The sequence below is a fragment of the Microbacterium sp. CCNWLW41 genome (assembly GCF_037083505.1).
In genome coordinates, this window is record NZ_JBAOJP010000013.1 from 99,099 (window position 1) to 124,762 (window position 25,664).

24 protein-coding genes and 1 tRNA gene are annotated in these 25,664 nt (G+C 71.3%); 7 read left to right on the forward strand and 18 right to left on the reverse strand.

The features are described 5' to 3' along the window. Positions 1–6: 6 nt before the first annotated feature. Positions 7–963 (reverse strand): SDR family oxidoreductase, encoded by a 957-nt coding sequence (locus V6R91_RS32925; RefSeq protein ID WP_336398844.1) that lies wholly within the window; start codon positions 961–963, stop codon positions 7–9. 153 nt (positions 964–1,116) lie between these two features. On the opposite strand from V6R91_RS32925, the gene V6R91_RS32930 reads away from it, so the two are divergent. From V6R91_RS32930 to V6R91_RS32945, 4 genes are read left to right on the forward strand one after another with little or no spacing between them, the layout of a single operon-like run. Further along, the gene (locus tag V6R91_RS32930; RefSeq protein WP_336398845.1) at positions 1,117–1,986 is read left to right on the forward strand and encodes a helix-turn-helix transcriptional regulator; all 870 of its coding nucleotides are present in this window, start codon (positions 1,117–1,119) and stop codon (positions 1,984–1,986) included. Between the two features lie 48 nt (positions 1,987–2,034). Beyond that, positions 2,035–2,955 carry a metal ABC transporter substrate-binding protein gene (locus tag V6R91_RS32935; protein WP_336398846.1) on the forward strand — a complete coding sequence of 307 codons (921 nt, stop codon included), beginning with the start codon at positions 2,035–2,037 and terminating at the stop codon, positions 2,953–2,955. After that, positions 2,952–3,698, forward strand: coding sequence for a metal ABC transporter ATP-binding protein (locus V6R91_RS32940; RefSeq protein ID WP_336398847.1), 747 nt, complete (start codon positions 2,952–2,954; stop codon positions 3,696–3,698). Before V6R91_RS32935 ends, V6R91_RS32940 begins: the two co-directional genes overlap by 4 nt. After that, positions 3,695–4,573 carry a metal ABC transporter permease gene (locus V6R91_RS32945; protein ID WP_336398848.1) on the forward strand — a complete coding sequence of 293 codons (879 nt, stop codon included), beginning with the start codon at positions 3,695–3,697 and terminating at the stop codon, positions 4,571–4,573. The genes V6R91_RS32940 and V6R91_RS32945 overlap by 4 nt, the downstream gene beginning before the upstream one ends. 86 nt (positions 4,574–4,659) lie before the next feature. Here the strand turns inward: V6R91_RS32945 and V6R91_RS32950 are convergent. The 4 genes from V6R91_RS32950 to V6R91_RS32965 all read right to left on the reverse strand — a co-directional run bounded on the left by V6R91_RS32950 (position 4,660) and on the right by V6R91_RS32965 (position 6,865). After that, positions 4,660–4,732, reverse strand: a tRNA-Arg gene (locus V6R91_RS32950). Positions 4,733–4,848: 116 nt separating this feature from the next. Beyond that, a complete protein-coding gene (locus tag V6R91_RS32955; protein ID WP_336398849.1) occupies positions 4,849–5,466 on the reverse strand; it encodes an asparagine synthase in 618 nt (205 codons plus the stop codon). A gap of 97 nt (positions 5,467–5,563) precedes the next feature. Then, positions 5,564–6,220 carry a GntR family transcriptional regulator gene (locus tag V6R91_RS32960; protein WP_336398850.1) on the reverse strand — a complete coding sequence of 219 codons (657 nt, stop codon included), beginning with the start codon at positions 6,218–6,220 and terminating at the stop codon, positions 5,564–5,566. A gap of 66 nt (positions 6,221–6,286) precedes the next feature. Then, positions 6,287–6,865, reverse strand: coding sequence for an NADPH-dependent FMN reductase (locus V6R91_RS32965; RefSeq protein ID WP_217996195.1), 579 nt, complete (start codon positions 6,863–6,865; stop codon positions 6,287–6,289). Between the two features lie 174 nt (positions 6,866–7,039). On the opposite strand from V6R91_RS32965, the gene V6R91_RS32970 reads away from it, so the two are divergent. Next, positions 7,040–7,993: a LysR family transcriptional regulator gene (locus V6R91_RS32970; RefSeq protein ID WP_336398851.1), complete on the forward strand. Its 954-nt coding sequence runs from the start codon at positions 7,040–7,042 to the stop codon at positions 7,991–7,993. Between the two features lie 46 nt (positions 7,994–8,039). Here the strand turns inward: V6R91_RS32970 and V6R91_RS32975 are convergent, their stop codons facing one another. From V6R91_RS32975 to V6R91_RS33025, 11 genes are all read right to left on the reverse strand, one after another. Then, positions 8,040–9,125 carry a PLP-dependent cysteine synthase family protein gene (locus tag V6R91_RS32975; protein ID WP_067244395.1) on the reverse strand — a complete coding sequence of 362 codons (1,086 nt, stop codon included), beginning with the start codon at positions 9,123–9,125 and terminating at the stop codon, positions 8,040–8,042. A 5-nt stretch (positions 9,126–9,130) separates the two neighbouring features. Continuing rightward, positions 9,131–10,759: an amidohydrolase gene (locus V6R91_RS32980; RefSeq protein WP_336398852.1), complete on the reverse strand. Its 1,629-nt coding sequence runs from the start codon at positions 10,757–10,759 to the stop codon at positions 9,131–9,133. Positions 10,760–10,796: 37 nt separating this feature from the next. After that, positions 10,797–12,248 (reverse strand): aldehyde dehydrogenase family protein, encoded by a 1,452-nt coding sequence (locus V6R91_RS32985; protein ID WP_336398853.1) that lies wholly within the window; start codon positions 12,246–12,248, stop codon positions 10,797–10,799. Then, on the reverse strand, positions 12,245–12,625 hold the full coding sequence (locus tag V6R91_RS32990; RefSeq protein ID WP_336398854.1) for a cupin domain-containing protein: 381 nt from the start codon (positions 12,623–12,625) through the stop codon (positions 12,245–12,247). The genes V6R91_RS32985 and V6R91_RS32990 overlap by 4 nt, the downstream gene beginning before the upstream one ends. 67 nt (positions 12,626–12,692) lie before the next feature. Further along, positions 12,693–14,327 carry a phytoene desaturase family protein gene (locus V6R91_RS32995; RefSeq protein ID WP_336398855.1) on the reverse strand — a complete coding sequence of 545 codons (1,635 nt, stop codon included), beginning with the start codon at positions 14,325–14,327 and terminating at the stop codon, positions 12,693–12,695. 46 nt (positions 14,328–14,373) lie between these two features. Next, on the reverse strand, positions 14,374–14,748 hold the full coding sequence (locus V6R91_RS33000) for a nuclear transport factor 2 family protein (protein WP_067244381.1): 375 nt from the start codon (positions 14,746–14,748) through the stop codon (positions 14,374–14,376). A 97-nt stretch (positions 14,749–14,845) separates the two neighbouring features. Next, positions 14,846–16,939 (reverse strand): prolyl oligopeptidase family serine peptidase, encoded by a 2,094-nt coding sequence (locus tag V6R91_RS33005; RefSeq protein ID WP_336398856.1) that lies wholly within the window; start codon positions 16,937–16,939, stop codon positions 14,846–14,848. Further along, the gene (locus V6R91_RS33010) at positions 16,921–18,222 is read right to left on the reverse strand and encodes a M24 family metallopeptidase (protein WP_336398857.1); all 1,302 of its coding nucleotides are present in this window, start codon (positions 18,220–18,222) and stop codon (positions 16,921–16,923) included. The genes V6R91_RS33005 and V6R91_RS33010 overlap by 19 nt, the downstream gene beginning before the upstream one ends. After that, a complete protein-coding gene (locus V6R91_RS33015; protein ID WP_336398858.1) occupies positions 18,215–19,315 on the reverse strand; it encodes an ABC transporter ATP-binding protein in 1,101 nt (366 codons plus the stop codon). The genes V6R91_RS33010 and V6R91_RS33015 overlap by 8 nt, the downstream gene beginning before the upstream one ends. After that, positions 19,312–21,132 (reverse strand): ABC transporter permease subunit, encoded by a 1,821-nt coding sequence (locus V6R91_RS33020; RefSeq protein ID WP_336398859.1) that lies wholly within the window; start codon positions 21,130–21,132, stop codon positions 19,312–19,314. The genes V6R91_RS33015 and V6R91_RS33020 overlap by 4 nt, the downstream gene beginning before the upstream one ends. A gap of 70 nt (positions 21,133–21,202) precedes the next feature. Next, a complete protein-coding gene (locus V6R91_RS33025) occupies positions 21,203–22,285 on the reverse strand; it encodes an ABC transporter substrate-binding protein (RefSeq protein ID WP_271061915.1) in 1,083 nt (360 codons plus the stop codon). Positions 22,286–22,738: 453 nt separating this feature from the next. Between V6R91_RS33025 and V6R91_RS33030 the strand changes: the two genes are divergently transcribed. Next, on the forward strand, positions 22,739–23,848 hold the full coding sequence (locus V6R91_RS33030; RefSeq protein ID WP_271061914.1) for an LCP family protein: 1,110 nt from the start codon (positions 22,739–22,741) through the stop codon (positions 23,846–23,848). A gap of 13 nt (positions 23,849–23,861) precedes the next feature. Here V6R91_RS33030 and V6R91_RS33035 read toward each other — a convergent pair whose 3' ends face one another. After that, positions 23,862–24,263, reverse strand: coding sequence for a riboflavin kinase (locus V6R91_RS33035; RefSeq protein ID WP_271061913.1), 402 nt, complete (start codon positions 24,261–24,263; stop codon positions 23,862–23,864). Next, the gene (locus tag V6R91_RS33040; protein ID WP_067242948.1) at positions 24,260–24,772 is read right to left on the reverse strand and encodes a flavin reductase family protein; all 513 of its coding nucleotides are present in this window, start codon (positions 24,770–24,772) and stop codon (positions 24,260–24,262) included. The genes V6R91_RS33035 and V6R91_RS33040 overlap by 4 nt, the downstream gene beginning before the upstream one ends. A gap of 100 nt (positions 24,773–24,872) precedes the next feature. On the opposite strand from V6R91_RS33040, the gene V6R91_RS33045 reads away from it, so the two are divergent. Next, the gene (locus tag V6R91_RS33045) at positions 24,873–25,463 is read left to right on the forward strand and encodes a PadR family transcriptional regulator (protein ID WP_067242947.1); all 591 of its coding nucleotides are present in this window, start codon (positions 24,873–24,875) and stop codon (positions 25,461–25,463) included. The last annotated feature ends 201 nt before the right edge of the window (positions 25,464–25,664 follow it).

Sequence of the window (25,664 nt, forward strand, 5' to 3'; positions counted from 1 at the left end):
TCCAGGCTACGCCGCCGCGGACCCGCCGGATGCGCGGGGGAAAGCGACACCCGTGAGCGTCTCGGACACCCGCCAGACCCTCTCCGCGTCCTCGGCCCGACGAAGAGGCCGGTAGAGCCTCTGCCCCGCCGGTCGGCCACCGAGGCGCCCGAGTCCGCGCGGCCCGAACAGGTTCCCCGGGGCCGCCGGATCGGTCGCCGCGAGAAGCGCGGGCTCCGCCGCGCTCTCGGGCGTCCCGAACAGGATCCCTCGACGCGACAGGGCCCCGATGATCCGTCGCCCCGCCGTCTGCTCGGACCGCCCCAGGTCCGGACGGGCCGCCAGCAGGTTGGTCGGGGCAACCCCCGGATGCGACAACGCGCTCGTGATCCCCCACTCACCGGCACGACTGCGCCGATCCAGTTCCAGGCCGAACAGCCCGAGGGCGATCTTCGACTGTCGGTACGCCGCCATCGGGTCGTACCGGTGCTCGCTCTGCAGATCCTCCCATGCGATGGAGCCCCGCGCCGCGGCGACGCTGACCTGCGAGACCACCCGTCCTCGTCCGCTCCGCAGGAGAGGAAGGAGGTGGGCCACCAGCGCGACGTGGCCGAGATGATTGGCGCCGAGCTGAAGCTCGAACCCGTCCGCGGTCGTCTGCCGCGCGGGGGGCGTCATGACGCCGGCATTGTTCACGAGGAGGTGTATCGGATGCCCTTCTGCTCGGAGGACCCGGCCCAGCTCCGCGACGGCGTCGAGCGAGGACAGGTCCAGATCCCGCAGCGTGATCCGGGCCGCCGGGGCGGTGCGACGGATGCGCTCGAGCGCCGCCTCCCCCTTGGACCGGTTGCGCACGGGCAGCACGACCTCGGCTCGCGCCGCAGCGAGGCGGGTCGCGATGCGAAGGCCCACCCCATCGCTGCCGCCGGTGATGACCGCTCGGCGTCCGGAGAGGTCGGAAAGGGAAGGGAGTTGTGCGCGCAAGGGGACCTCCTCGGTGATCGGCACCGGAATCGGTGCTCGTTCCCACCGTGACCCGCCGGCCGGAGCGCATCCAGGGACCACTGATCCGTGGATGCGCGCGGTGGTCCGTGATTGTCTCGACGTACACCGTTCGCGACAGGACCGGAGGAACGCATGGACATCGATCGGACGGGCTTGGCGGACTTCCTCCGTCGACGACGGACCGCCCTGCAACCCGAGGATGTCGGCCTCCCCCGGGGAGCGCGTCGGCGCATCGACGGCCTCCGCCGCGAGGAGGTCGCCGCGCTCTGTCACCTCTCGACCGACTACTACACCAGGATCGAGCAGGAACGAGGACCCCGCCCGTCTGCGCAGATGATCGCGTCGATCGCGCAGGGCCTGCATCTGTCGGCGGACGAGCGCGACCATCTGTTCCGTCTCGCCGGTCATCCGCCGCCGGCGCGAGGTCAGACGGATCACATCGCGCCGGGCATGCTGCGCATCTTCGACCGGCTCCAGGACACGCCCGCCGAGATCGTCACCGAGCTCGGCGAGACGTTGCGGCAGACGCCGTCGAGCGTCGCGCTCGCCGGGGACCTGACAGGGTTCGCCGGACCGGCCCGCAGTATCGGCTATCGGTGGTTCACGGATCCGGAGACACGTGAGCGATACGACCCGGACGAGCATCCCTTCCTCACCCGAATGTTCGCGTCGGGTCTGCGGGATGTGAAGACGCGGCGTGGGCCGCGCTCCCGCGCCGCCGATCTCGCCCGGTTACTCCTCGAGGAGAGCGAGGAGTTCCGTCGAGTGTGGGACCGGCACGAGATCGGCCTGCGCCCTCGAGACGTCAAGCGGTTCCGGCATCCGGAGGTCGGGGCGCTCGAGCTGACCTGCCAGACCCTGGTGGACCCTTCGACGTCCCACTCATTGCTCGTCTATACGGCGGCCCCCGGCTCGGAGAGCCACGAGCGGCTGCGGCTGCTGTCCGCCCTGGCGGACCACGGAGCGATCTGGGCGGGGAGCGCGGAGGCGGCTGCCCCCTGACGCCGGTCCCGGCTTGTTTTCGGTGCACCGAAAACATAGGGTTTCGGTATGCCTAAACCTCGCCTCCGACTGCTCGCCGCGACCGTGCTCGCGTCGTCCCTGGTCCTCTCCGCCTGCGCGGGCCCGAGCGCCGCGCCCGCCGACGACCGCCCGCGGGTCCTGACCACGTTCACCGTGCTGGCGGACATCGCCCGCAACGTCGCGGGCGACCATCTCGCCGTGGAGTCGATCACCAAGGCGGGAGCCGAGATCCACGGCTACGAGCCCACGCCCGGCGACATCCGCAGGGCCGCCGACGCCGACCTGATCCTCGACAACGGGCTGAACCTCGAACTGTGGTTCGCCCAGTTCGTGGAGGAGCTCGACGTGCCGCACGTCGTCGTCTCCGACGGCGTCGAGGTGATGGACATCACCGCCGATGCGTATGCGGGCACACCGAACCCGCACGCGTGGATGAGCCCGCTGAACGTCCAGCTCTACGTGGACAACATGGTGGACGCCTTCCGCAAGCTCGACCCGGCGCACGCCGACGACTACGCGGCGAACGGCGAGGCCTACAAAGCGGAGCTCCAGACCGTGCAGGATGAACTCGTCGACGAGCTGAGCACCCTGCCGGAGAGTCAGCGCGCGCTCGTGACGTGCGAGGGGGCGTTCTCCTACCTCGCCCGCGACGCCGGTCTGGCCGAGCGCTACATCTGGCCGGTGAACGCCGAACAGCAGGCGACCCCGCAGCAGATCGCGGCGACGATCGAGTTCGTCCAGGCCCACGACGTGCCCGCGGTGTTCTGCGAGTCCACCGTCTCGGATCGACCGATGAAGCAGGTGGTGGAGGCGACCGGCGCCGTCTTCGGCGGGACCCTGTACGTCGACTCCCTCTCCGAGGCGGACGGCCCCGTGCCGACGTATCTCGACCTCATCCGCCACGATGCCGACACCATCGCCCGCGCACTGACGGGGCGCGCCCGATGACCGCCGCGATCGACGTCCAGGGCGTCACGGTCCACTACGGCGAGGTGCTCGCGCTCGACGCCGTGACCGCCCGCGTCGGTTCCGGCCGCGTGTGCGGCCTGATCGGCATGAACGGATCCGGCAAGTCCACGCTCTTCAAGACGATCATGGGCATGGTCCGCCCCGACCGCGGGCGGGTCCTCATCGACGGCGTCGAACCCTCCGCAGCGCGCAAGCGCGGACTCATCGGATACGTGCCGCAGAGCGAGGACGTGGACTGGGCCTTCCCGGTCTCCGTGCGCGACGTCGTGATGATGGGCCGGTACGGGCGGCAGGGACTCACCCGGCGGGCGCGACCCGCCGACCGCGCCGCCGTGGCCGAGGCCCTGGAGCGGGTGGAGCTCACCGAGTACGCCGACCGGCAGATCGGCCAGCTCTCCGGCGGGCAGAAGAAGCGCACGTTCGTCGCCCGCGGGATCGCCCAGGGGGCGCAGATCCTGCTCCTGGACGAGCCGTTCGCCGGCGTCGACAAGCGCTCCGAGGCGACCATCGTGCGGCTGCTGCGCGAGCTGTCCGCCGACGGGAGGACGGTGCTCGTCTCCACGCACGATCTCCAGGCGCTCCCGGAGCTCGCCGACGAGGCGATCCTGCTGATGCGCCGGGTGCTCCTGCACGCGGGGGTCGAGGAGGTGCTCCGCCCGGAGCACCTCGCGATGGCCTTCGGGCTCGACGTCCTCGGCCGGGACCGGGGGGACGCGGCATGACCCCGTGGGATCTGATCCTCGAACCGCTCGCGTACGACTTCATGGTGCGCGCGCTGGTCACGACCGCCATTGCGGCGATCGTCTGCGCCCTCCTGTCGTGCTGGCTGGTGCTGGTCGGCTGGTCGCTCATGGGCGACGCCGTGTCGCACGCGGTGCTCCCCGGCGTCGTCATCGCCTACGTGCTCGGCGCCCCGTTCGCCCTCGGAGCACTGGTCTTCGGGTTCCTCGCCGTCATCCTGATCGGGCTCGTCCGCGGCACGAGTCGCGTGAAGGAGGACGCCGCCATCGGGATCGTGTTCACGACGCTGTTCGCACTCGGGCTGGTCCTTATCTCGGTCACGCCGAGCCAGACCGACCTCAACCACATCATCTTCGGGAACATCCTCGGCGTCTCGACCGGCGACCTGATCCAGATCGGCGTGCTCGGCGCGATCGCTTTCCTCGCCCTCGTCCTGAAACGGCGCGACCTGACGCTCTACGCCTTCGACCCCACGCACGCCCACGCGATCGGCTTGAGCCCCCGCCTCCTCGGCGCCCTTCTGCTGGGACTGCTCGCGCTCACCTCGGTGGTGGCGTTGCAGGTCGTCGGCGTGATCCTCGTCGTCGCGATGCTGATCATCCCGGGTGCCACCGCGTACCTGCTCACCGACCGTTTCGGCCGGATGCTGGTGATCGCGCCGGTGCTGTCCGTGACCTGCTCGGTCCTCGGCATCTACCTGAGCTACTGGCTCGACACGGCCTCCGGCGGCATGGTGGTGCTCGCCCAGGGCGCGGTGTTCGCGGTCGTGTACCTGTTCAGCCCGCGCCATGGACTGCTGCGCCGTCAGCTCGGCCGCGCTCGTCGGCGACGCCTCCTGGCACGCACGGAGGGCTGACCCGGAGGAGGATCCGAGGAACAGCGCCCGGAGACGAGGAAGGCCCCGCCGAAGCGGGGCCTTCCTCTTACTGTCTCAACACAGTGCGCGCCTCGAGGGACTCGAACCCCCAACCTTCTGATCCGTAGTCAGATGCTCTATCCATTGAGCTAGAGGCGCATTCCGGCTTGTTCCGCTCTCGCGGGCCTCGTCAACAATACCTCACGGCGTCGCGCAACGCGAATCGAGCCGGAGCGCCCGTCCGCCGGCCCCGAAAGGTCCCGGATGAGCGCCCCTCACCCGCTGTGGCGAGCCTTGCGCTCTTCCCGCGCGGCCTCCTTGGCCGCGGCCTTCTCGGCCTTCTCGCGCCGTCGGCGGCGCGCGCGCTGCTCCGACGAGAGCGCCTGCAGATCGACGAGGCGCAGCGCCTGCATGCGCGCCTCGCGCATCACCGCGTAGTCGGGGTCCTGGTCCGGCCGCATGGCCTCGACCTGGAACCGGCGCTGCAGGTTGCTGGCCACGTCGCCCCACGCCGCGCGCCGGGCCTGCTCCACCAGCTCACGCAGCGCCTCGTGGTCCTCCGCCATGGCCTCCAGGCGCTGGGCCACGCCCGCCGCCTGCTTGGCACGCCGCTTCAGGTTGCGCACGTCGCGGTCGCGGTAGTCGTGGGTGCCGACGGGGTCGGAGTGGCGCCCGTGCGCGCGCTTGCGCAGCCGCGTGGCGAGATCGGCCGCCTCGGCGGACTCGGCGGCGAGACCCCGCAGCGCATCCCGGGCATCCTGGACGTAACGCTCCACGTCGAAGGATCCGCCCTGCCCGATCGTCCCGACCAGGATGTGGTTCTTCACGACGAGGCGCGCGGCCGACGTCGCGATGGCGACGCCTTCGGCGATGGCATCCGCAGTCCGTCCCACCGCTACCTCCTCAGGCTTCGAGCGTACCCGCTCCCGGCGACACGGACGGGGCGGATCCGCCCGTCGAGGCGAGGGCACGCGGCGCTCGGCGACGCGGTCACCGCTCGACGGGGAGTGCCCGGAGGCGACGCATCGCCTGCACGCGCCCGCGGCGCAGATGATCGGTGATCCGCTCGCGGACGAGTGCCTCGTCCCTCGCGGCGATCGCCTCGTACAGCGCCTCATGCTCGTCGACCATGCCGCCGAGGTCGTCGTGCTGGCCGAAGACCCACCGCAGACGGGTCAGGGTGCCGGAGACGATCTCGTCGAAGGCGGAGTTGTTCGCGAGACGGGTGACCGCGAGGTGGAACTCCGCCGCCGCGTCCTGCGCGCCGGCGTGGTCGCCGCGCAGGGCCGCGGCGCGCTCGGCCTCGATGACCGCGCGCAGACGCGCGAGTCCGGGCTCGTCGTGGCGGCGGGCCGCGAGCACGAACAGGAAGCCCTCCAGGGCGTCACGGACCTCACCGAGTTCCTCGATGTCCCGCTCGGTGAAGATCCGGACCGTCGCCCACGAGCGCGGACGCGACACGACGATCCCCTCGGCGCCGAGCTTGCGGATCGCCTCGCGCACGGGAAGACGGCTCACCCCCAGCGCCGCGGCGATGTCCCGCTCGATCAGGCGGGACCCCGGCGCCCGGTCGCCGTGCAGGATCTCCTCGCGCAGCACGCGCGCCACGCGTGCCGACTCGAGCTCCTCACCGCCCCCGCCCGCCATGCGCCCATTGTGGCACCGCCCGTCCCGGGCCGGTCCCGGCACGCTTGCACCGGGAACCCCCGGGGGTCACTCCCCCTGCTGACGCGGGAGCACGGTGAGCACGCGCTCGATGTGCTCGCGGAACTCGGCCATGTAGGCCCTCAGGAACTCCTCCGTGTCGGGTTTCGTGATCGTCCCGTCCTCAAGGAACACCTCGGGGCTGAAGTGGATGTACGCCTCCGGCGCCGTCATCTGCCGGGCGTTGCAGAACGACAGGACACTGCGCAGCGACTGCTGCGCCAAGGCCGTGCCGATGGCGCCGATCGAGGCGCCGATCACCGCCGCCGGGATGTGGTCGAACGAGTTCTGGCCCCAGGGGCGGGAGGCCCAGTCGATCGCGTTCTTCAGAGCGCCCGGGATCGAGCGGTTGTACTCCGGCGTCACGAACAGCACGGCATCGCTGGACTCGATCGCCGCCTTGAGCTCACGACCCTCCGCCGGGTAGTCGGCATCGAAGTCCGAGCTGTACAGCGGCAGGCCGCCGATCCCGATCTCGTGGAACTCCAGGTCGTCCGGCGCCAGCCGGATCAGCGCCCGGGACAGCACGCGGTTGATGGATGTGGAGGACAGGCTCCCCACGAAGTATCCGACTCGGTACGTCATCACAGCTCCTTCGGCTCGGCCGGATCCCCCGGCATCACCGACAGTGTGCTCCTGCCGCCGCATGCACGCCAGATCGGCGAGCCGACATTTCGGCGGTGTCCCACCGGCGGCGTCGCCGGGCCGTCACCACCCGTCACGCCGCGGGCGCCCGGACCTGCGCGGCGGTAGCGTGAGAGCATGACCCCCACCGGCGAAGGCGCCCGAGACATCGAGCTGCGCACGATCCGCATCCTCAGCGCCATCGAGGAGGAAGGGTCCATCACCGCCGCCGCGCAACGGCTCGGATACAGCCAGCCGGCGGTCAGCCAGCACCTCCAACGCGCGGAGAGCCGGATCGGCATGCCGCTCATCACCCGTCTGGGGCGGCGCATCAAGCTCACCGAGGCCGGCGCGGCGATCGCGGCGATCGCGCCGCAGGTCATCGGCGCGGTCGACGACGTCCTCACCCAGCTCGACGGGCTCACCCAGCTGCGGTCGGGGAACGTCCGGTTGCGCGGCTTCCCGTCCGCCTCGTCCACGCTCGTGCCGACCCTGCTCAACGACGTACGCACGGCCCGCCCCGGCATCGCCATCTCCTACACCGAGTCCGAGCCGCACGACTCCCTGGAGGCCCTCGCCAGCGGGGAGTGCGACGTCGCCCTCGTGTGCGGATACGACGCGGCGGAGATGGACGCGGCGTTCGAGAGCTTCGGCATCGAGTCGAACGCACTGTTCGTCGACCCCCTCTACGCCGTTCTCCCCCGCGACCACCCCCTCGCCGACGAGACCACGGTCGATCTCGTGGACCTCGAGGACGACGACTGGATCTCCGGATGGCACACCGAGGAGGTCTGCCGGAACCTGGGATTCACGCCGAAGGTCTCCATGACGACCGATAACTTCATCGCCGTGCTCGGCCTCGTCGCGCGCGGGTTCGGCGTGTCGCTGCTGCCGCGGCTCCCCCTCACGACCGCGGCGATCCCCCGGGGCTGCGTGATCAAGCCCACGAACCCCCAGGAGTACCGGACGATCCACGTGGCGACCATGCCGGAGCGGTCCTCCATCCCCGCCGTCAAGCTGACGACCGGTGTCATCGCCGGCCTCGACGGCACCCCGTGGCGGCTGAACCGCCCCGGATCGGTCGTCGTCTGACCCCTTGCCCGCCGAGGCCGGACGCGGACTCAGGCACCCCGCCGGATCAGTCGCGCCACCGCCCGGTCGCCAGGAAGGCGTCGATCCGCTCCCGGTGCGGACGCAGGTCCATCCCCTGCTCACGGACCCAGTCGTCGGAGTAGTACGTGTGCGCGTAGCGCGCGCCCCCGTCGCAGATCAGGGCGACGACGCTGCCGGTCTGCCCGCGCTCGCGCATGCGGGCGATGATCTGGAACGCCGCGACGAGACTGGTGCCCGTGGATCCGCCCGCCCAGTGGGTCGTCCGCTCGCGGAGCATCCGGATCGCCGCGATCGAGGCGGCATCGGGCACGGAGAACATCTCGTCGATCACGGTCGGCACGAACGAGGGCTCCACCCGGGGACGACCGATCCCCTCGATGCGCGACCCCCTGCCGGTCGTGACGGTCATGTCCCCGCTCCGCCAGGCCTCGGCGAAGGCCGATCCCTCCGGGTCCGCGACGGCGATCCTCGTGGGGTGACGCCGGTAGCGCGCGTAGCGGCCGAAGGTCGCGCTCGTGCCGCCCGTCCCCGCACCGACGACGATCCACGCGGGGATCGGGTGCCGTTCCTCGGCCATCTGCCCGAACACGCTCTCGGCGATGTTGTTGTTGCCCCGCCAGTCCGTCGCCCGCTCGGCGTTCGTGAACTGGTCGAGGAAGTAGCCGCCGACCTCGGCCGCCAGGCGCTCGGCCGCTCCCGACATCTCCGGGGCACGGTCGACGAAGTGGCAGCGCCCGCCGTAGAACTCGATCAGCTCGATCTTCTCGCGGCTGGTCGTCCGGGGCAGCACCGTGACGAAGTCCAGCCCCAGCATCCGCGCGAAGTACGCCTCGGACACGGCCGTGGAGCCGCTCGACGCCTCCACGAGCGTCGTCTCCGGTCCGATCCGCCCGTTCACCAGCGCGTAGAGGATGAGCGAGCGCGCCAGGCGGTGTTTGAGGGATCCGGTCGGATGGACGGACTCGTCCTTGAGATACAGGTCGATGCCCCACTCCGGCGCGAGCGGGAACAGGTGGAGGTGGGTGTCGGCGCTGCGGGTGGCGTCCGCCTGGAGCAGGCGGATCGCCTCCGCGCACCACGTCGTCGCCGTGCGGTCCGGGCCGTGCCCCATCGGGATCACCCCTCGGGAAGCACGTCGCGCGCATACACGCGCTCGCCGTCGATCCACGTCTCGCGCGGACGGATCGCCCCGATGTCCTCCGCGTCGAGCGTGAGGAGGTCCTCGTCCAGGATGACGAAATCGGCGCGCTTTCCCGGCTCCAGGGATCCGATCTCGTCCTCCCGCTGCACGGCGTACGCCGCGTCCCGGGTGTACATCCCCAGCGACTCCATGAGGGTCAGCGCCTGGTGCGGATCCACCGGCTGACCGTCGTGGGTGTGCCGGGTGATCACCGCCTGGATCGCCGGGAACGGGTCGTGCTGATCGGCGGTGATGCCGATCGCGTCGCTGTTGCCGACCAGCGCGAGGCCCGCGTCGATCAGGCTGCGGAACGGCATCAGGTCGCCGATGCGGTCACCGAGGTGTCGACGGTACCCGAGCGCGGTGGTGAGGATGAACGCGGGCTGGGGGACGGGGACCGCCCCGAGCTCGACCAGACGGGCGATGCGCTCCGGCGTCATCCAGAGGTTGCCCGCGTGCTCGATCCGGTGCCGGAGCCGTCGGGCGCCGTCGCCGGCGGCCTCGATCGCGTCCAGCGCCTCGTCGAGCGCCCTGTCTCCGATCGCGTGGATCGCGATCTGGAGCCCGAGCCCGCTCACCCGCGACACCCAGGCACGAAGCTCCTCCTGCTCGTAGGCGAGCTCGCCGCGGTAGCCGGGCTTGTCCGGGTAGTCCTCGGTGAGCGCGGCGGCGAGGGACGTGAGGCCGCCGTCGAGGAAGAGCTTCACGCCGCCGAGCTTGAGGCGATCCTCGTCGATGCCCTCGAACCTCTGCGCCAGCGCGCCACCGGTCACGGTCTCCTCGTCCACCACGTTGGGGTACGTCGCGTACGAGGTCGTGCGCAGCTTCAGCTCCCCGCGACGAGCGAGGTCCAGCACGGCGTCGAGGCCGTGGGAGAGCAGCGAGATCTCGCCGAGTCCCGTGACCCCGACGCGGAGGTACATCTCCTGGACCCGCTCGATCGCGTCCGCGAGCACGGGGACGGGGGCCTGCGGACCGCCGATGGCCGCGAACATGTCGAAGGTGCGTCCCGTGGGCTCGCCGTCCTCGTCCCGTTCGATGCGTCCGCCGGGGGCGTCCGGCGTGGCCGCCGTCACGCCCATGCGCGCGAGGGCCGCCGAGTTGAAGATGTTCGTGTGGAAGCTGGAGCGGTACATGACCGGATGGCTCGTCGAGACGCGGTCGAGGTCGTGCCGGTCCGGGAACCGCTGCTCCGCGAAGAGGGAGTCCTGGAAGTGCTGACCGTGGCCGATCACCCACTCGCCCTCCGGCGTGCGTCCCGCCCTGGCGCGCAGGGCCAGCACGAGCTCCTCGATGGACGAGACCCGGGAGGCGCGGACGTCCTCGGCCAGCTCCCATGCGTACGCCAGCATCTCGATGTGGGAGTGGGCGTCGATCAGGCCCGGGAGGACCGTGGCCCCCTTGACGTCCACGATCTCGGCGTCCGCCGTCGCGGCGGCGAGGATCTCCTCGTCCGTCCCGACCGCCACGATCTCGCCGTTCACGCTCCGAAGCGCCTGGGCGACGCGGTCCTCCGCGTCCATGGTGAGGACGCGCCCTCCGACGATGCACAGTTCGTTGGCCATCTCCGCTCCTTCTCTCCCGCTTTCTCCCGCGGGCGCCTCAGCGCCGCGCGATCTGGATCGTCTTGCTCTCGAGGAACTCCAGGACGCCGGCGCGACCGCGCTCGCGTCCGATCCCGCTCATCCGAACCCCGCCGAAGGGGAGGGCCGGATCGCTCGTCAGCGCGCAGTTGACGCCCACGTTCCCGCTGCGGACGCGGTCGGCGATGAGGCGCCCCCGCCCCTCGTCCCCGCTGAACACGTACGCGCTCAGCCCGTAGGTGGTGTCGTTGGCCCGGCGCACCGCCTCGTCGTCGTCCTGGACGACCACGACGCTCGCGATCGGTCCGAAGAACTCCTCCGAGAAGACGCCGATCCCTCCCTCGGACGTGAGCACGCCCGGCTCCAGGAACGCGCTGGTCGCGGTGTCGCGGACCCGTCGCCCCCCGGCGACGAGCGACGCGCCGCCCGCCAGGGCGCGCGCGACCTGATCCTCCAGGGTCTCGACCGCCCGCCGGTCGATCAGCGGGCCGATGTCCGTCGCCGCGTCCCACGGATCCCCGACGCGGAGGCCGCGCACGGCATCCGTGAAGCGCGCGACGAAGCGATCGGCCACCCCTTGGTGCACATAGACGCGGTTGGCCGCCACGCACGCCTGTCCGGCGTTCGCGTAGCGCGCCCGGACGACATGACGGACGACCGCGTCGACCTCCACGTCCTCGGTGATGATCACGGGGGCGTTGCCGCCGAGCTCCAGGAGCATCCTCTTCACGCCGCCGGCGGCTCCCGCGAGCAGACGCTGCCCCACGGCCGTCGAGCCCGTGAACGTGAGGCACGCGACCTCGGGGTGCTCCAGGAGCACCTCTCCGATCGCGGCCGGATCGCTCGTGGGCACCACCGACAGGACGCCCGCGGGAAGACCGGCGTCCACGAACGCCTCGGCGATCGCGAGGGCGGTCAGCGGCGTCTGCTCGGCGGGCTTGAGCACGACCGCGCAGCCGGCGGCGAGCGCCGCGCCGACCTTGCAGGCGACCATGAAGGCGGGGAAGTTCCACGGGGTGATCGCGGCGACCACACCGACGGGTTCGTGGACGACGTACGCGTCCCGGTCCTCCTGGACCCGCGGCCAGTACTCGCCGGGCAGGCGCAGCGCCTCGTGGCTGAAGAAGTCGAAGAACCGCAGGCTGTTCGCGATCTCGCCCCTCGCCTCGGCGAGCGGCTTGCCGGTCTCCCGCACGATGAGGTCGGCGATCCTGCCCTGACGGTCCCGGAGGAGCGCGACCGCGCGCTGGAGGGTCGCGTACCGGTCGGACGCGACGGTGTCCCGCCAGCCCTCCCACGCCGCGCCCGCCGCCGCGATCGCGGCGCGGACGTCCGCGGAGCCGGCGTCCGCGACGTCGGCGAGGCGGTCTCCGGTCGCCGGATCCCACACCGCGAAGGTCGCGCCGGAGACCGCGGGCATCCATGCGCCCCCGATCAGCATCCGCGACGGCGCACCCCCCGTTCCGGTCATGACGCCGCGTACTCCTCGTCGCTGACCGGACCGGTCCAGCGCACGTCCTCGAAGTGCAGGATCACCTGGGTGACGAGGTTGGTGTCGGTCGCGCCGTGCCAGTGCTCCACGTTCGGCTCGGTCCACACGACGTCGCCCGGACGCACGACGACCCGCTCCCCGCCCCGCTCCTGGATCCATCCCTCGCCCTGCAGCGTGTAGATGAACTGGCCGCCGGGGTGGGTGTGCCAGTGGGTGCGTCCCCCCGGCGGGAACATGATGTTGGCGGAGCGCACGCCGTCCTGGTTGAGGAGGATGTCCGACCAGACCCCGCCGGTGGTGGTCTCGTCGCGCTTGCCCGAGGGGGCTCCGTCGCGGTGTCCGCGTCCGATGATCATGGGTCGTCCTTTCATGTCGCCCGCAGAGGGCAGGGTGGGGCAGGGCGGTCTCCTGCCGATGCGCTGGTCAGCCGACCTGCGGCTCCATCTCGTCGTAGGCCGTCGTGCCGTTCTCCCGGTCCGCGATCATCCGATTGCTGGCGTTGTGCCCGGTGACCCCGCTCATGAAGTTGCCCGGCCAGGTCCCGACCCCGCAGAGGTACAGCCCCTTCAGCGGCGTCGTGTAGTCGGCGGCGCCGGCGAGGGGTCGGGCGTCGAGGATCCGGCCCGGGACGATGTCCCCGTGCGACCCGGATCCCTCCACGAGCCCGAACTCCCGCTCGAGGTCGAGGGGCGTGTAGACGTGCACGGCATCGAGGATGTCCGGCACGTTGGGCATGTGCGTCGCGACCGTCGCCAGCACGGCCTCGCCGAGCTCGTCGCGCTGGTCGTCCCAGGTGCCCTCCGCGAGGTGGTACGGGACACCGCGGACGCTGAGGCTCATGATGTGATGGCCCGGGGTGTCGACGACCTCGGGATCGATCGCCGAGTCCATCAGTCCCGTCACGGTGACCCGCCGCGACCATCGACCCATGATCGCCTCGTTGTAGGCCTCCTGGAGGACCTCCATCGAGGAGGCGACGCGGAAGTTCGTCGGGAGGAACAGCTCGTTCTGCGCCTCGTCCTCGGCGGCGGCGAACCGCGGCGCGCCGGTCATCGCGATGTGGACCTTGGCGCTCGTGCCGTCCATCTTGAGCCGCCGCGCGCGGGCGACGAACTCGTCCGGAAGGTCCTCCGGGCGGACGAGCTCGGTGAGGGTGCGCTTGGGGTCGGCGTTGGAGAGCACCCGGGGAGCGAAGAACTCCCGCCCGTCGACCAGTCGCACCCCGACGACCCGTCCCCCGTCGGTGAGGATCCGCTCGACCGGGGCGTCGACCTCGATCCGCGCTCCCCGCGCCTCGGCCGAGCGCGCCATGGCCTGGGTGACCGATCCGATGCCACCCAGGGGCGCCGCGTTCTTCATCATCAGGTCGTTGCGGTCGTCGACGCCGAACGCGGCCATCGACTCCTCGTACAGGGGCCGCTGCAGCAGCAGATAGGCCGACCCCGGGGTGTACGGGCCGACGAGGTTCGTCGCCACGGCGGTCGCGGCGAAGAACGCCTTGAGATGCGGCGAGCACAGATGCTGGTCGAGGAGGTCGCCGACGCTCCCGAACATCAGCGCGTTGAAGTCCTCGGTCTCCTCCGCGGTGGTGAACCGCGCCGCGACCTCTGCCAGTGTGGGCGGCGCCTCGTGGAACGAGACGCGCATCCGCTGGGCCACCCGGCGGATGCGCTCCAGGACGCCGAAGAAGCCCTCGACGTCGGACGGTCCGTGCGCGAACCGCTCCACCTGCGCGCGGCGCTGCGCGCGATCCGGCCACGGCACGAACGCCTGCCCGTCCTCGAACAGCGTGAGCGACCCGAGCGGCGGGGACGTGTACCGCAGCCCGAACGAGGTCAGCTCCATGTCGGCGATGATGCGGGGATCGAGACTGTGGCTCGAGTTGGAGACGGCGCTGCACCGGTACCCCGGGACGACCTCTTCGGTCACGCAGCAGCCGCCGACCACGCTCCTGGCCTCCAGCACGAGCACCTTCCAGCCGGCGCGCGCCAGGTAGAAGGCGCCGACGAGTCCGCTGTGGCCGCCGCCGACCACGATCGCATCGAAGCCGTCCGTCATGTCGCTCCTCCTGTGTCCTGTCCTGGCCCTCGCGCTCCGGTCCGTCTCAGAGGGGACGGATCCGGCGCTCCGAGATCCGCCAGCCCTCGTCCGTGAGCGTGAGCACGTCCCGGTACTCCGCCGGAGCCACCTCGCCGTCGGACCGCACGGTGTGCGCCTTGCAGACCGAGGTGGCGGTGCGCTCGTCGACCAGGGTGACGACGACGTTGGAGTTGGCGTGGCTCCGCGCCGGGTTCGCGATGCCCCGGAAGCGCTCGATGAGCGTCGCCAGGCCCTGCGCCTCGAGTCGTCCCGGGTTCGAGAAGAGGACGTCGGCGTGGAAGACCTCGCCCATCCGGTCGTACTCCCCGGCGTCGAGGATGTAGGCGACGGAGTGCACGACGCGCTCGATCGCGCGCTCGGTCTCGACGGCGGTGCTCATGTGACTCCTTCGGAGGGGCTGTCGTGCGGCGGGCGTGATGCGCTCGCGGGGCCAGCGTAGGTCAGCCGGGCCCGTGCTCCTCCGTACCCGATGACGCTCATAACGAGACCGAATCAGCCGCGTCGTCCTCGGCGTCGCCCCTCTCCCCGAGACACCGTGCGAACGCGGAGAGGAAGAGCGCGAAGACGTCGGCCCGCTCGTCGACGAAGGCGTCCGCGGGCTTGCCGACGCCGTGCCCGGCGTCCGGGTCCTCGGCCAGCAGCAGCGCCGATCGGGCCGCCTGGTCCCGCCGCTCGCGCAGCGCCTCGACGAACGCGTACGAGTGGAACGGGGCGACCCGCGTGTCGTTGCGTCCTGTCGTGACGATGATGTCGGGCAGCGCCACGGATCCGTCCGGCAGGTTGTGCATCGGGGAGGAGGCGCGGATCCAGGGCCGCGCGCCGGGATCCGTCGGATCGCCGAAGTCCCCGGCCCAGAGCCGTGCGATCGAGAGGCGGTGGTACCCGAGCATGTCCGTCATCGGGACCGCGGCGTGCGCGGCCGCGCAGAGGTCCGGACGCCGGACGATCGTGGCCGCGATGAGCAGCCCGCCGTTGCTGCTGCCCCAGATCGCGAGGCGCTCCCGGGTGCACAGTCCCCGCGAGACGAGGGCGTCGGCCACGTCGGCGAAGTCGTCGAAGACCCGCTGCCGCCGCTGGAGCCTGCCCGCCTCGTGCCAGGCCGCGCCGCGTTCCCGTCCACCCCGCAGACCGGCCACGACGTAGCGCCCGCCCAGAGCGACCCAGGCCCGCGCCACGTCCGAGTACCCGCCGGTGGAGGACAGCCCGAACCCGCCGTACCCGTGCAGGAGCGTCGGGAGCGGCGCGTCGGCGCCGACCGGCTCGAGGACCAGCGCGGGGACGTGCTCCCCGTCGCCCGCCTCCACGGAGAGGGACCGGGTCCGGAAGGACTCGTCGACGGGTTCACCGGGGTCGAGCGGGCGCGGCGCCGAGCCGGGCGTCCACTCCATGATCCGTGCGGGAGCGGTGAGGCTCGACCACGCGAACACGGCGGTCCGGTGGGCCCGGTGGCGGACGACACGGTCGCGCATGGTCGAGCGCCCCGGTGTGGGCCACGCGATCCCCACGTCCCCGATCCCGAGCCGGGCCCACTCGACATCGTCCGCGGCGGACGGCGCAGGGGCTTCGACGGAGAGGGGGAGAAAGCCGACGACGCCGGACATCTCCCGCTCGCCGACGAGGAACACCCCGTCGTCTCGCGCGGAGCAGTCCTCCAGCACCGCCTCTCCCTCCGGCAGGAGCTCCTGCCAGTGCGCGGGCCCGGGGTCGCCCGGCTCCACGCGGACCAGCCGTCCGCGCGGGGCGTCGATCCCGGTGACGCCGAGGATCCCTCCGGAGGGGGTGAAGTGCAGGCGCGTCATCGCCTCTCGGCCCTCGACGAGCGCCGCGCGGCTCCCGTCCCGCAGGTCGACCAGGTACACGTCGGTCCGCGTCCACCCGATCGAGACGTGCACGAGCGCGCGTGTCCCGTCCGGCGAGACCTCCACGTCGGGCCAGTCGGTGCTGTCGGGGGTGTTCGGCCAGAGCAGGACGTCGGCGCCCTGGCTCTCGCCGAGGCGGTGGATCCAGAGCTCGCGACCGTAGTCCCGTCCTCCGGGGTAACGGCTGTAGACGAAGGCGTCCTCCGCGGGCAGCCACGAGACGCACGCGTGACGCACGCCGAAGAGCCGATCGGCGAGGAGCCTCCCGGTCCCGGTGTCGAGCACGGTGCCGACCGACTGCTCGGATCCGCGCTGCGAGCGGCCGAGGGCGAGGAAGCGGCCCGTGGGGCTGGGGTGGAACCAGTCGATCCCGGCGCCCGCCCCGTCGAGCAGCGGATGAGGCGCCGGAGCGCCCGGCGCGCGCCGCACGATCGTCCGGTGCGCGTGTCCGGGCAGCCGGTCGAGGCTGAGCACGGCGCCGCCGGCGAGGAACGGGGTGCCCTGATGACCGAGGGCGGTGGCGGACGCGAGCGCCGCCGCAGCGCGCTCGCGCAGGGGCCGGACCCCGGGATCCTGCCGGAAGGCCGCACGCTCGGCGGCTCGCTCGGCGAGCCACTCGTCCAGCGGTGGCTGCTCCGGATCCCCGCGCATCCAGTCCCACCGGGACAGATCGTCGTCGACCTCCGTCCCCGTCATCCGAGCCAGCACCATTCCTCGCTCCACGGCAGCCGCGAGAGCTGGACCGCCGGCCCCTCCGCCTGGACCACGAACGTGTCGGAGAAGTTCGCCCCGAACCCGCCCGCGGGGTCGTAGAGGCCCGGTTCCGCCGAGAAGCACATCCCCGGCTGCAGGACGGTGGTCTCGCCGAGCGCGATGTAGGGCGGCTGGTGCCCCTCCATCCCCTGGCCGTGCGAGGGCCGGGTGGCCGCGTAGCGCTCGACGCCGTTCGCGCGCTGGAACCCGTGGACGTCCTGGGCGACCTCGCCCCCGGTCCGACCGGCCCGCAGCGCGTCGCGCAGCAGGAGGCAGCCGTCGCGCGCGGTCGTCCAGAGACGTCGCTCGTGCGCCGTGGGCTCCGCGAGGAGATAGGGACGGTACAGCTCTCCCCCGCACCCGCCGACCTGGACGATCCCGGACACCTGTACGGTGCGCTGGTCCGCGATCACCGCATGACGGACCTGGTTCGGGTGGGGAAGGCCGGTGATGCGCCCCGCACGCACCCAGCCCAGGTCGACCGTGATCCCGACCGGTCCGTGCACGGAGCGATCCGCTCCGTAGTCGGCCATGATCTCGTCCAGGACCCGTCCCGACATGTCCAGCCGCAGACGCGCGTCCGTCAGAAGCGGGTCGCGCTCGCGGATCCGGTCCCGCGCGTACGCATGGACATCGTCGAAGTAGCGGTAGGCGCGGGACCAGAGCGCGAGCTCCTCGTCCGTCTTGACCATGCGCATCGCCATGGCGTGGTGCGCGACAGAGGCGGGAACGCCCCCGAACGACCTCTCCGCCGCCTCGCGCGCGGCGATCGGCAGCTCCGCGTCGACGACGAACCCGTCGACCGCGCCCGCCGCGGGCCGCAGCCCCCGATGCCGCAGACGCTCGAACAGCCATTCCCAGCGGTCCTGTCCCGGCCCGGCCGTCGCCGTGCCGTGCGGGGGGAACTGCCCCGGCACGTCGGGGACGTCGAAGTAGCAGTCCCCGTCCCCGTACCACCACGTCGTCACGAGCTCGTGGTCGAGCCACGGGTAGAACCAGGTCGGGGCCGAGCCGTCCGGAGGCAGGTACGCGGCGAGCAGCCGCTCGGTGGTCAGCGCCCACAGCCCGGTGAAGGTCACGATGTTCCACGGGTCCAGCAGCAGGACCCCGGTGCGCCCCTCGGGGTCGACACGACGCCTCAGTTCCGCGGCCCTCTCCCGGCTCCATGCGAGCGGGAGCCGGAAGCCGTCGGCGGGCGCGTAGGGTCCGGGAGCGAGGAGGAGCTCCCGCGAGTCAGTCATCCCCGAGTCCGTCGTCGGGGGCCGTGCCGGAGTCCGCGAAGAGGTGCAGGTCCTCGCCGCTCCAGCCGACCGCGACGGCGTCGCCGGGGACCGCGGAGAAGTAGTCCCCGCTGTGCTGGACGGTCGCCTTGAGCTGTCCCACCCCCGCCACGTCGACGCGGTAGGCGGTCACCGCGCCGAGCGCGACGACGTCGGTCACCGTCCCGGTCAGGCGGGTGGAGCCGTGCACGCGACCGCCGTCACGGGCGAGGCTCACCCGCTCCGGGCGCAGCGTCGCCGACAACCGCGTGCCGGGCGCGAAGCGGGACGCCGAGGCCACCTCGGCACCGCCGTCGAACCGCAGCGACGAAGCCGAGGCCTGGATCGCGGCGAGCGTGTTGTTGTCGCCGAGGAAGTTCGAGACGAACAGCGTCTCCGGGCGGTCGTAAAGCCCGCGCGGATCCCCGAGCTGCTCGACGACGCCGTGGTTCATGATCGCGATGCGGTCGCTCATCGACATCGCCTCGTCCTGGTCGTGCGTGACGTAGACGACCGTGATCCCGAGCGAGCGCTGCAGTGCCCGCAGCTCCTCCTGCAGGCGCTGGCGCAGCTTGCGGTCCAACGCGCCCAGAGGCTCGTCCATGAGGAGCAGGGACGGCTCGAAGACGAGGGTGCGCCCGATCGCCACGCGCTGCTGCTGCCCGCCGGACAGCAGGGCGGCGTTCTTGTCCCGGTGCGCGGTGAGGTCGACGAGCTCCAGGACCTCCGCCACCCGGCGCGCGATCTCGGCGCGCGGCACACGGCGGGTCTCCAGCGGGAAGGCGATGTTCTGCGCGACGGTCATGTGCGGGAACAGCGCGTAGTTCTGGAAGACGACGCCGATGTTGCGCTTCTCGACCGGCACCGGGGCGATGTCCCTGCCGTCCACGTCGATCGTCCCGGTCGTGAGCCCCTCGAAGCCCGCGACGAGCTTGAGGGTCGTCGTCTTGCCCGATCCGGACGGCCCGAGCAGCGAGAAGAACTCGCCCTCGTGCACGTCGAGCTCGGGCACCGTCAGCACCCTCACCCCGTGGTACTCCTTGGTCACGTCCCGCAGCGACAGCTTGAGGCTCACGTGTGGTTCCTTCCCTGGATGTGGCGGCGTCGCAGCCGCGTGACGACCGCCGCGCCGATCCCGACGACGGCGACGAGCGCCATGAACAGGACGGCCACGACGCCCACCGTCGGATCCGTCTGCACCGCGAGGGCCTCGTAGATGCGTCGGGGCAGCGTCTTGACGCTCACCCCCGAGAGGAAGATCGCGATCGTGGACTCGTCGAACGAGGTGATGAAGGTGAGGAAGAGCGAGGCCAGGATCTGCCCCGACAGCAGCGGGATCAGGATCCGACGCACGGTCCGCGCGCGCCCCGCTCCGAGGCTGGCCGCCGCCCTCTCGTAGTCCGGATCCAGGGTCTGCATCCCGGCGAGCGTGATGATGAACGCCTGAGGCAGCGTGATCGAGATGTGCGCGAGGACGATCCCGGTCTGGGTGTCGATGAGCCCGACCTTGAGGAAGGCGATGAAGAAGGCTCCGGCCGCCACGACGGCCGGGAAGATCAAGGGGATCAGCAGGAACGGCGTGATCCCGCCGCGCAGGGTGCGCGATGCCGTCCGGCTGACCGCGATCGCCGCCAGCATGCCGAGCGCGGTGGCCGCCAGCGCGGTGATCACCCCCACCCGCAGACTGATGATCGTGGGGTCGAGCCACGTGGGCTGGAAGAAGTTCGCGTACCACGTCGTGGACCAGCTCTGCGGCGGGAACACGAGCGCACGGGCCCCGGAGAACGAGATCGGGATCGCGAGCAGCTGGGGGATCAGGACGAGGACCGCGAGCACGATCGAGACGACCGTCCCGACGCCCCTGAGATAGCTGAGCCGGGAGCGGTCGAGCGCCTGGGCGAAGGCGCCGAGGGCACGCGACCCGAGCGACGATCGCACGGTCGGCTCGTCGCGGCCGCCCGCGGCCTGCGCGAGGGCGATCGCCTGCGTCTCGTCCGCGGACCCCGGCCCCGCCGCGGCGGACGCGGACGGCGCCGCCGCGATCTGCGGGGCGACGACGTTCTGGATCTTCTGCCGGGAGAGCACCGTGAAGAGGATGAGGATGAGGAAGACGACGAGCCCGAGGATCACCGAGGCGGCGGCGGCGACCGAGTAGTTCGCCTGCTCCTCGATCGAGCCGTGGATGAAGGAGCCGAGCATGCGCCCCGAGTTGCCGCCGAGCAGGGCAGGGACGGCGAACGAGCCCGCGCTGTAGACGAGCGCCAGGATGAACGTGACCTGGATCCCGGGGCGGGTCGCGGGGAGGAAGACTCGGAAGAACGCCTGCGCGGGGCCGGCTCCCAGGCTGCGCGCCGCGAGCATGCGGCTCGCGTCGACCCGCTGGATCACGGGCACGAGGATGAGCACCACGAGCGGGAGCTGGGAGTGCACGAGGCCGATCGTCGTGGCGATCGCGTTGTAGATGAGGTCGGCCTTGGGCAGACCGAGCGCGGCGAGCACCGAGTTGATCAGCCCCTGCTGCCCCAGCACGACCTGCCACGCGAACGTGCGGATCAGGATCGACGTCAGGTACGGCGTGAGCACGCAGATGAACAGGAACCCGCGGAGCACGCCGCGGGACCGGGCGATCGTGTACGCGATCGGATAGCCGATGAGCACGGACAGGACCGCGGCGACGATCGCCAGCACGACCGTGTTGATCAGGACGTTCTGGAACCCGCTGCTGGTGAGCACGGAGGCGTAGACGCCGAGCCCCAGTGCGCCGTCCGGCTCCGTGACGCTGCGGATGACGAGCACGCCGAGCGAGAGCACGTACACGCCCAGCACGAACGCGACGGCGGGGAGGGCGAACAGCCCCCACCCTCGGCTCTGCCTCGAAGTCGTCGTTGCCATCGTGGGTCCTCCTCCGTGTCATGGCCGGGACCGACGTGGCGGCGGTCCCGGCCGGGGTCCGGCGGGGGAATCAGGAGTTGACGAACTCCTGCCAGCGCGAGGACACCTCGTCCCAGTTCTCGGCGTACCAGTCGCCGTCGATGTAGAACGACACCGCGTTGGTCTCCGGCGTCCCGGGGAGGTCCGCCCGTTCCTGCGGGGTGAGCTCGTCGAGCACGCTCTGCACGCTCGGGGTGTACTTCAGCGCATCCAGGACCGCCCGCTGCTGCTCGGGCTCCAGGGCGAACTGGATCGCCTCGTGCGCGAGGGCGGGGTTCGCCGCGCCCCGAGGGATCGTCAGCGACTGCACCGAGACGACGGCGCCGTCCCAGCTGTACTGGACGTTGGCCCCGCCGGACTGGATGTCGCGGATCCGGCCCAGGGTGTAGAGCCCGGCGACGACCTCGCCCTGGGCGATCGCCACGTCCTCCTGTCCGCCGAACAGCGCGTTGGGCTTGATCTCCTCGAGCTTGGCGAAGGCGCGGTCGATGTCCAGCGGATAGAGGTCGTCGACGGACACCCCGTCCGCGAGGAGCGCGACCTCCAGCACGCCGGTCGGGTAGGTCGGGAAGGACCTCGTCCCGGGGAACTTCTCGACGTCCCAGACCTCGGCCCACGTCTGCGGACCGCCGTTCGGGAACGCGTCGGCGTTCCAGAAGAGGTTCCGCGAGAACTGGTACCAGGGCACGCTGTAGTCGTTGACGGTCTCCTGGCTGGCGACGTCGGTGATGTCGAGCTCGTCGAAATCGAGCGGCTCCAGGAGATCCCCGGCCATGAACTGCGCCAGGGTCCGCGACTCCGTGTCGACGAGATCCGGCGGGGTGGCTCCGGCCGCGATGGTCTCGGCCAGTTTCGCGACGTTCGAGCCGTCCGTGTCGAAGAGCACCTCGGCACCGGTCTCCGCGCGGAACGGGTCGAACACCGCCGCGCGGATGGATTCCTCGTAGCTGCCGCCGAAGCCGGAGTACAGCAGCGTGCCGGAGTCTTCCGGTCCTGTCGTCCCCCCGCCGCCGCCTCCGACCTCGCTCGAGGTGCAGCCGGCCAGCGCGACCGCGCTGAGCGCGGCCAGGCCCAGGGCGAGCAGGCGACGCGGGGAACGTGAGCGAACAGCCATGGCGGCATCCTTTCGGCGAGAACTGCGGGGAATCACACGACCTCGACGGCGACGGCTCACACCGTCGACGAGCCCGTGGGGCCGATGCTAGGGCGGCTCGGTGCGGTGCATTCATTGTCAATAGGCGCCATAACCATCGGATATCCGATGTCCGAGTGTGACGCCGCAGGTGGCGGCGGAGCCGAGGATCCGCTGAGGGGTCCGCTGCCGGGTCGGGTACCCAGGGAAAGCTCAGCGTCCCTCGCGCTGCGGATGAGAGCATCGGAGCTTCCCCCCGCGGAGCGGTGGCGCGGGCCGATCGAGGATCCGCGCCCCGTGCGACGATCACCGACGAACGGCCTGCCGATGAGACGCCCCTCCCTGCCCCAGCCCGCTGCCCCCTCCCCCTCGCCCGAACCCGAGCGGCCGCGGGCATCGCACCGCGATGTGCGTCGGCGTCGGCGTCGGCGTCGGGTGTTGTTGATCGCCGCGCCGCTCGTCGTCGCGCTGGTCGCGGTGGGTGGTTTTGCGGTGGCGACGGTGCTGCGAGTGTCGGGGAACATCGCGGCGAACGTGGTGGCGCGTCCTGGTGGTGGGGGTGTCGAGATCCCGGATTGGGAGGGGCCGATCGATCTGCTCGTCATCGGGTCGGACGGGCGGGACGGGCTGACCAGCGGGTCGTACGGGGATGACGACATCGCGGGGGATCGGTCGGACACGCTGATGCTGCTGCACGTGAACGCGGCGCATACGGATGCGACGTTGGTGAGTCTGCCGCGGGACACGATGGTGCCGTTCCCGGAGTGCACCACGGCGGACGGGGACGTGGAGCCGGCGGTGGAGGTCGCGCAGATCAACAGTGCGTTCGATACCGGCCCGTACTGCACCCTGGACGTGGTGCGGGAGCTGACCGGGATCGACGTCGATCATTTCGTGGTGGTGAACTTCGACGGGTTCATCGACATCACCAACGCGGTCGGCGGGGTCGAGGTGTGTCTGGCGGAGGATGTGGACGATCCGGACTCGCAGCTGCACTTGGCGGCGGGGTCGCACACGGTCCAGGGGGAGCAGGCGTTGGCGTTCGTGCGGACCCGGTACGGGATCGGTGACGGCAGCGATCTGGGTCGTATCCATACGCAGCAGACGTATCTGTCGGCGTTGGCGCGGAAGGTGAAGAGCGCGCAGACGTTGACGAACCCGGTCGCGTTGTTCTCCCTCGCCGACGCCGCGAGCCGGTCGTTGCGGGTCGATGAGGCGCTCGCGGATCCGGGGGTCCTCGCCGGGCTCGCCGGGGCCCTGTCCGGGGTGGATCTGACCCGGATGGTGCTCGTGCAGCTTCCCGTGCAGGAGTACCCCGACGACCCGAACCGGGTCGAGCCCGTCCCCGACCAGACCGAGGCCCTCTTCGCCGCCCTCCGCGACGACCGTCCCATCACCCTCGGTGGAACCGACGAGATCGCCGCGGCCGACGCCACCGACGACACACCCGCCGACGACGACACCGCCGCCGCCGAGCACACCGCCGCGGTGCCCGTCGACGCCCACGGCCAGACCGCCGCCGACACCACCTGCGCCGGACGATGAGCCTCCTGCCCGTCTAGGGCGCCCGTCCGTGCATGGACAGCACCTGCCGGCTGCGACGGACGTCGTCGACCGCCTGGGCGACGAGCTGGTCCGCGTCCTCGAAACGGAGCGTCGGGCGGAGGAACGCGACGAGGTCCACGACGAGACGCCGACCGTACAGATCCAGGTCCGCGTCGTGCAGATGGACCTCCAGCCGGCGTCGGCGAGCTCCCGCGAAGGTGGGGTTCGTCCCGACGCTGGCGGTCGCCTCCCACCTCATGCCCCGCTCGGGCTCGGTGACCCACGCCGCGTAGATCCCGTCCGCCGGGATGGCCGCGTCCTCGCAGCGGAGGTTCGCCGTGGGGAACCCCAGGAGTCGGCCCCGTCCGTCACCCGGGACGACGACGCCGACGATGGCGGACGCGGCCTCGGTCACGGACGGGGCGCGTCGCCGACGATGCTGCGGTAGCGGCTCTGGTGGAAAACGAGCGGCTCGACGTCGTCGAACACCGTCACGTCGACGATCTCGTAGAGCGCGATCTCATGGTCGCCCCCGTCGAATCGGGAGTGCGGGCGGCAGGTGAGCCACAGGGCGGCCTCCTCGATGAGCACGGCCCCGCCCTCGGTCTCCCGCAGGGCCTGGTCCCCGAACCGGTCGCCCTCACGCGCGGACAGCCGCCGACTGAACGCCTCCTGATGGGCGGCGAGGACGCTCATGCCGAGCGCGGCGGCGTCCCGCAGCAGCGGCCAGGTCTTGGACGTGCGGGCCGCGCTGATCGCCACGAGCGCCGGATCGAGCGAGACCGATGTGAACGAGTTCACCGCCATACCGGTGAGCCGCCCCTCGATGCGGGCTCCCAGGGCGACGACGCCCGTGGGGTAGAGGGAGAAGGCCCGGCGCAGGGCGCGGTCCTGCGAGAGGGTTTCGTGCGCGACGGTCGTCATCTCGACATCCTTTCTTCGTCAACTTTGACTATACAAGCAAGCGTTGGTCTTGACCATACAAACCTGAACGGATCCGCCCCACCCCGGATAGCATGAGTCCATGTCCACCACGCGCCTCGTCGTCCTCGGAGCGGTCAAGCAGTTCCAGCCCGTGCACGGCTACTTCCTGCGCCGCGAGCTGATGACGTGGCACATCGACGAGTGGGCGCACATCCAGCCCGGCTCGATCTACAACGCCCTGCGCGCGCTGGAGGTCGATGGGTACATCGCCGAGAACGACACCGTCGCCGACGGCAAGCGCCCCGCCCGGACCACGTATCGGATCACGCCGACCGGTGAGGTGGAACTCCAACGGATGCTCCGCGAGAACCTCTGGAACGTCGCCCCGTTCGACACGGAGGCGATCATGACGGTCGCCTCCTTCATGTTCGTGCTCAGCCGGCAGGAGGTGATCGCGGGGCTCGAGAACCGCCTCAGCAAGAGCGACGCGCTCATCACCGCCAACGGCTTCCACGTCCAGGACACGCTGCGGTCGGAGACCACGCCGAAGTACGTCCGCGAGATCTTCGACCTGTCGACCGCTCGCCTCACGGCCGAGAAGGAGTGGGCGCTGGCCCTGCTCGACCGCCTGCGCGCGGGCGAGTACGTCTTCGCCGGCGAGACGCCGGCCGAGGCCTCCCCCGCCCGCTGACCCCGGGTCAGCGCGTTTCGACTCGTCGCGGCGCTCCTCGCTCAACGACCGGTAGGAGAGGCGCCGGTCGTTGAGCGAGCGCAGCGAGACGAAACGCCCCACCCCGGTTCAACGGCCGGAAGGAGAGGTGTCGGTCGTTGAGCGAGCGCAGCGAGACGAAACGCCCCACCCCCGCCTCAGCGCGTTTCGACTCGTCGCTGC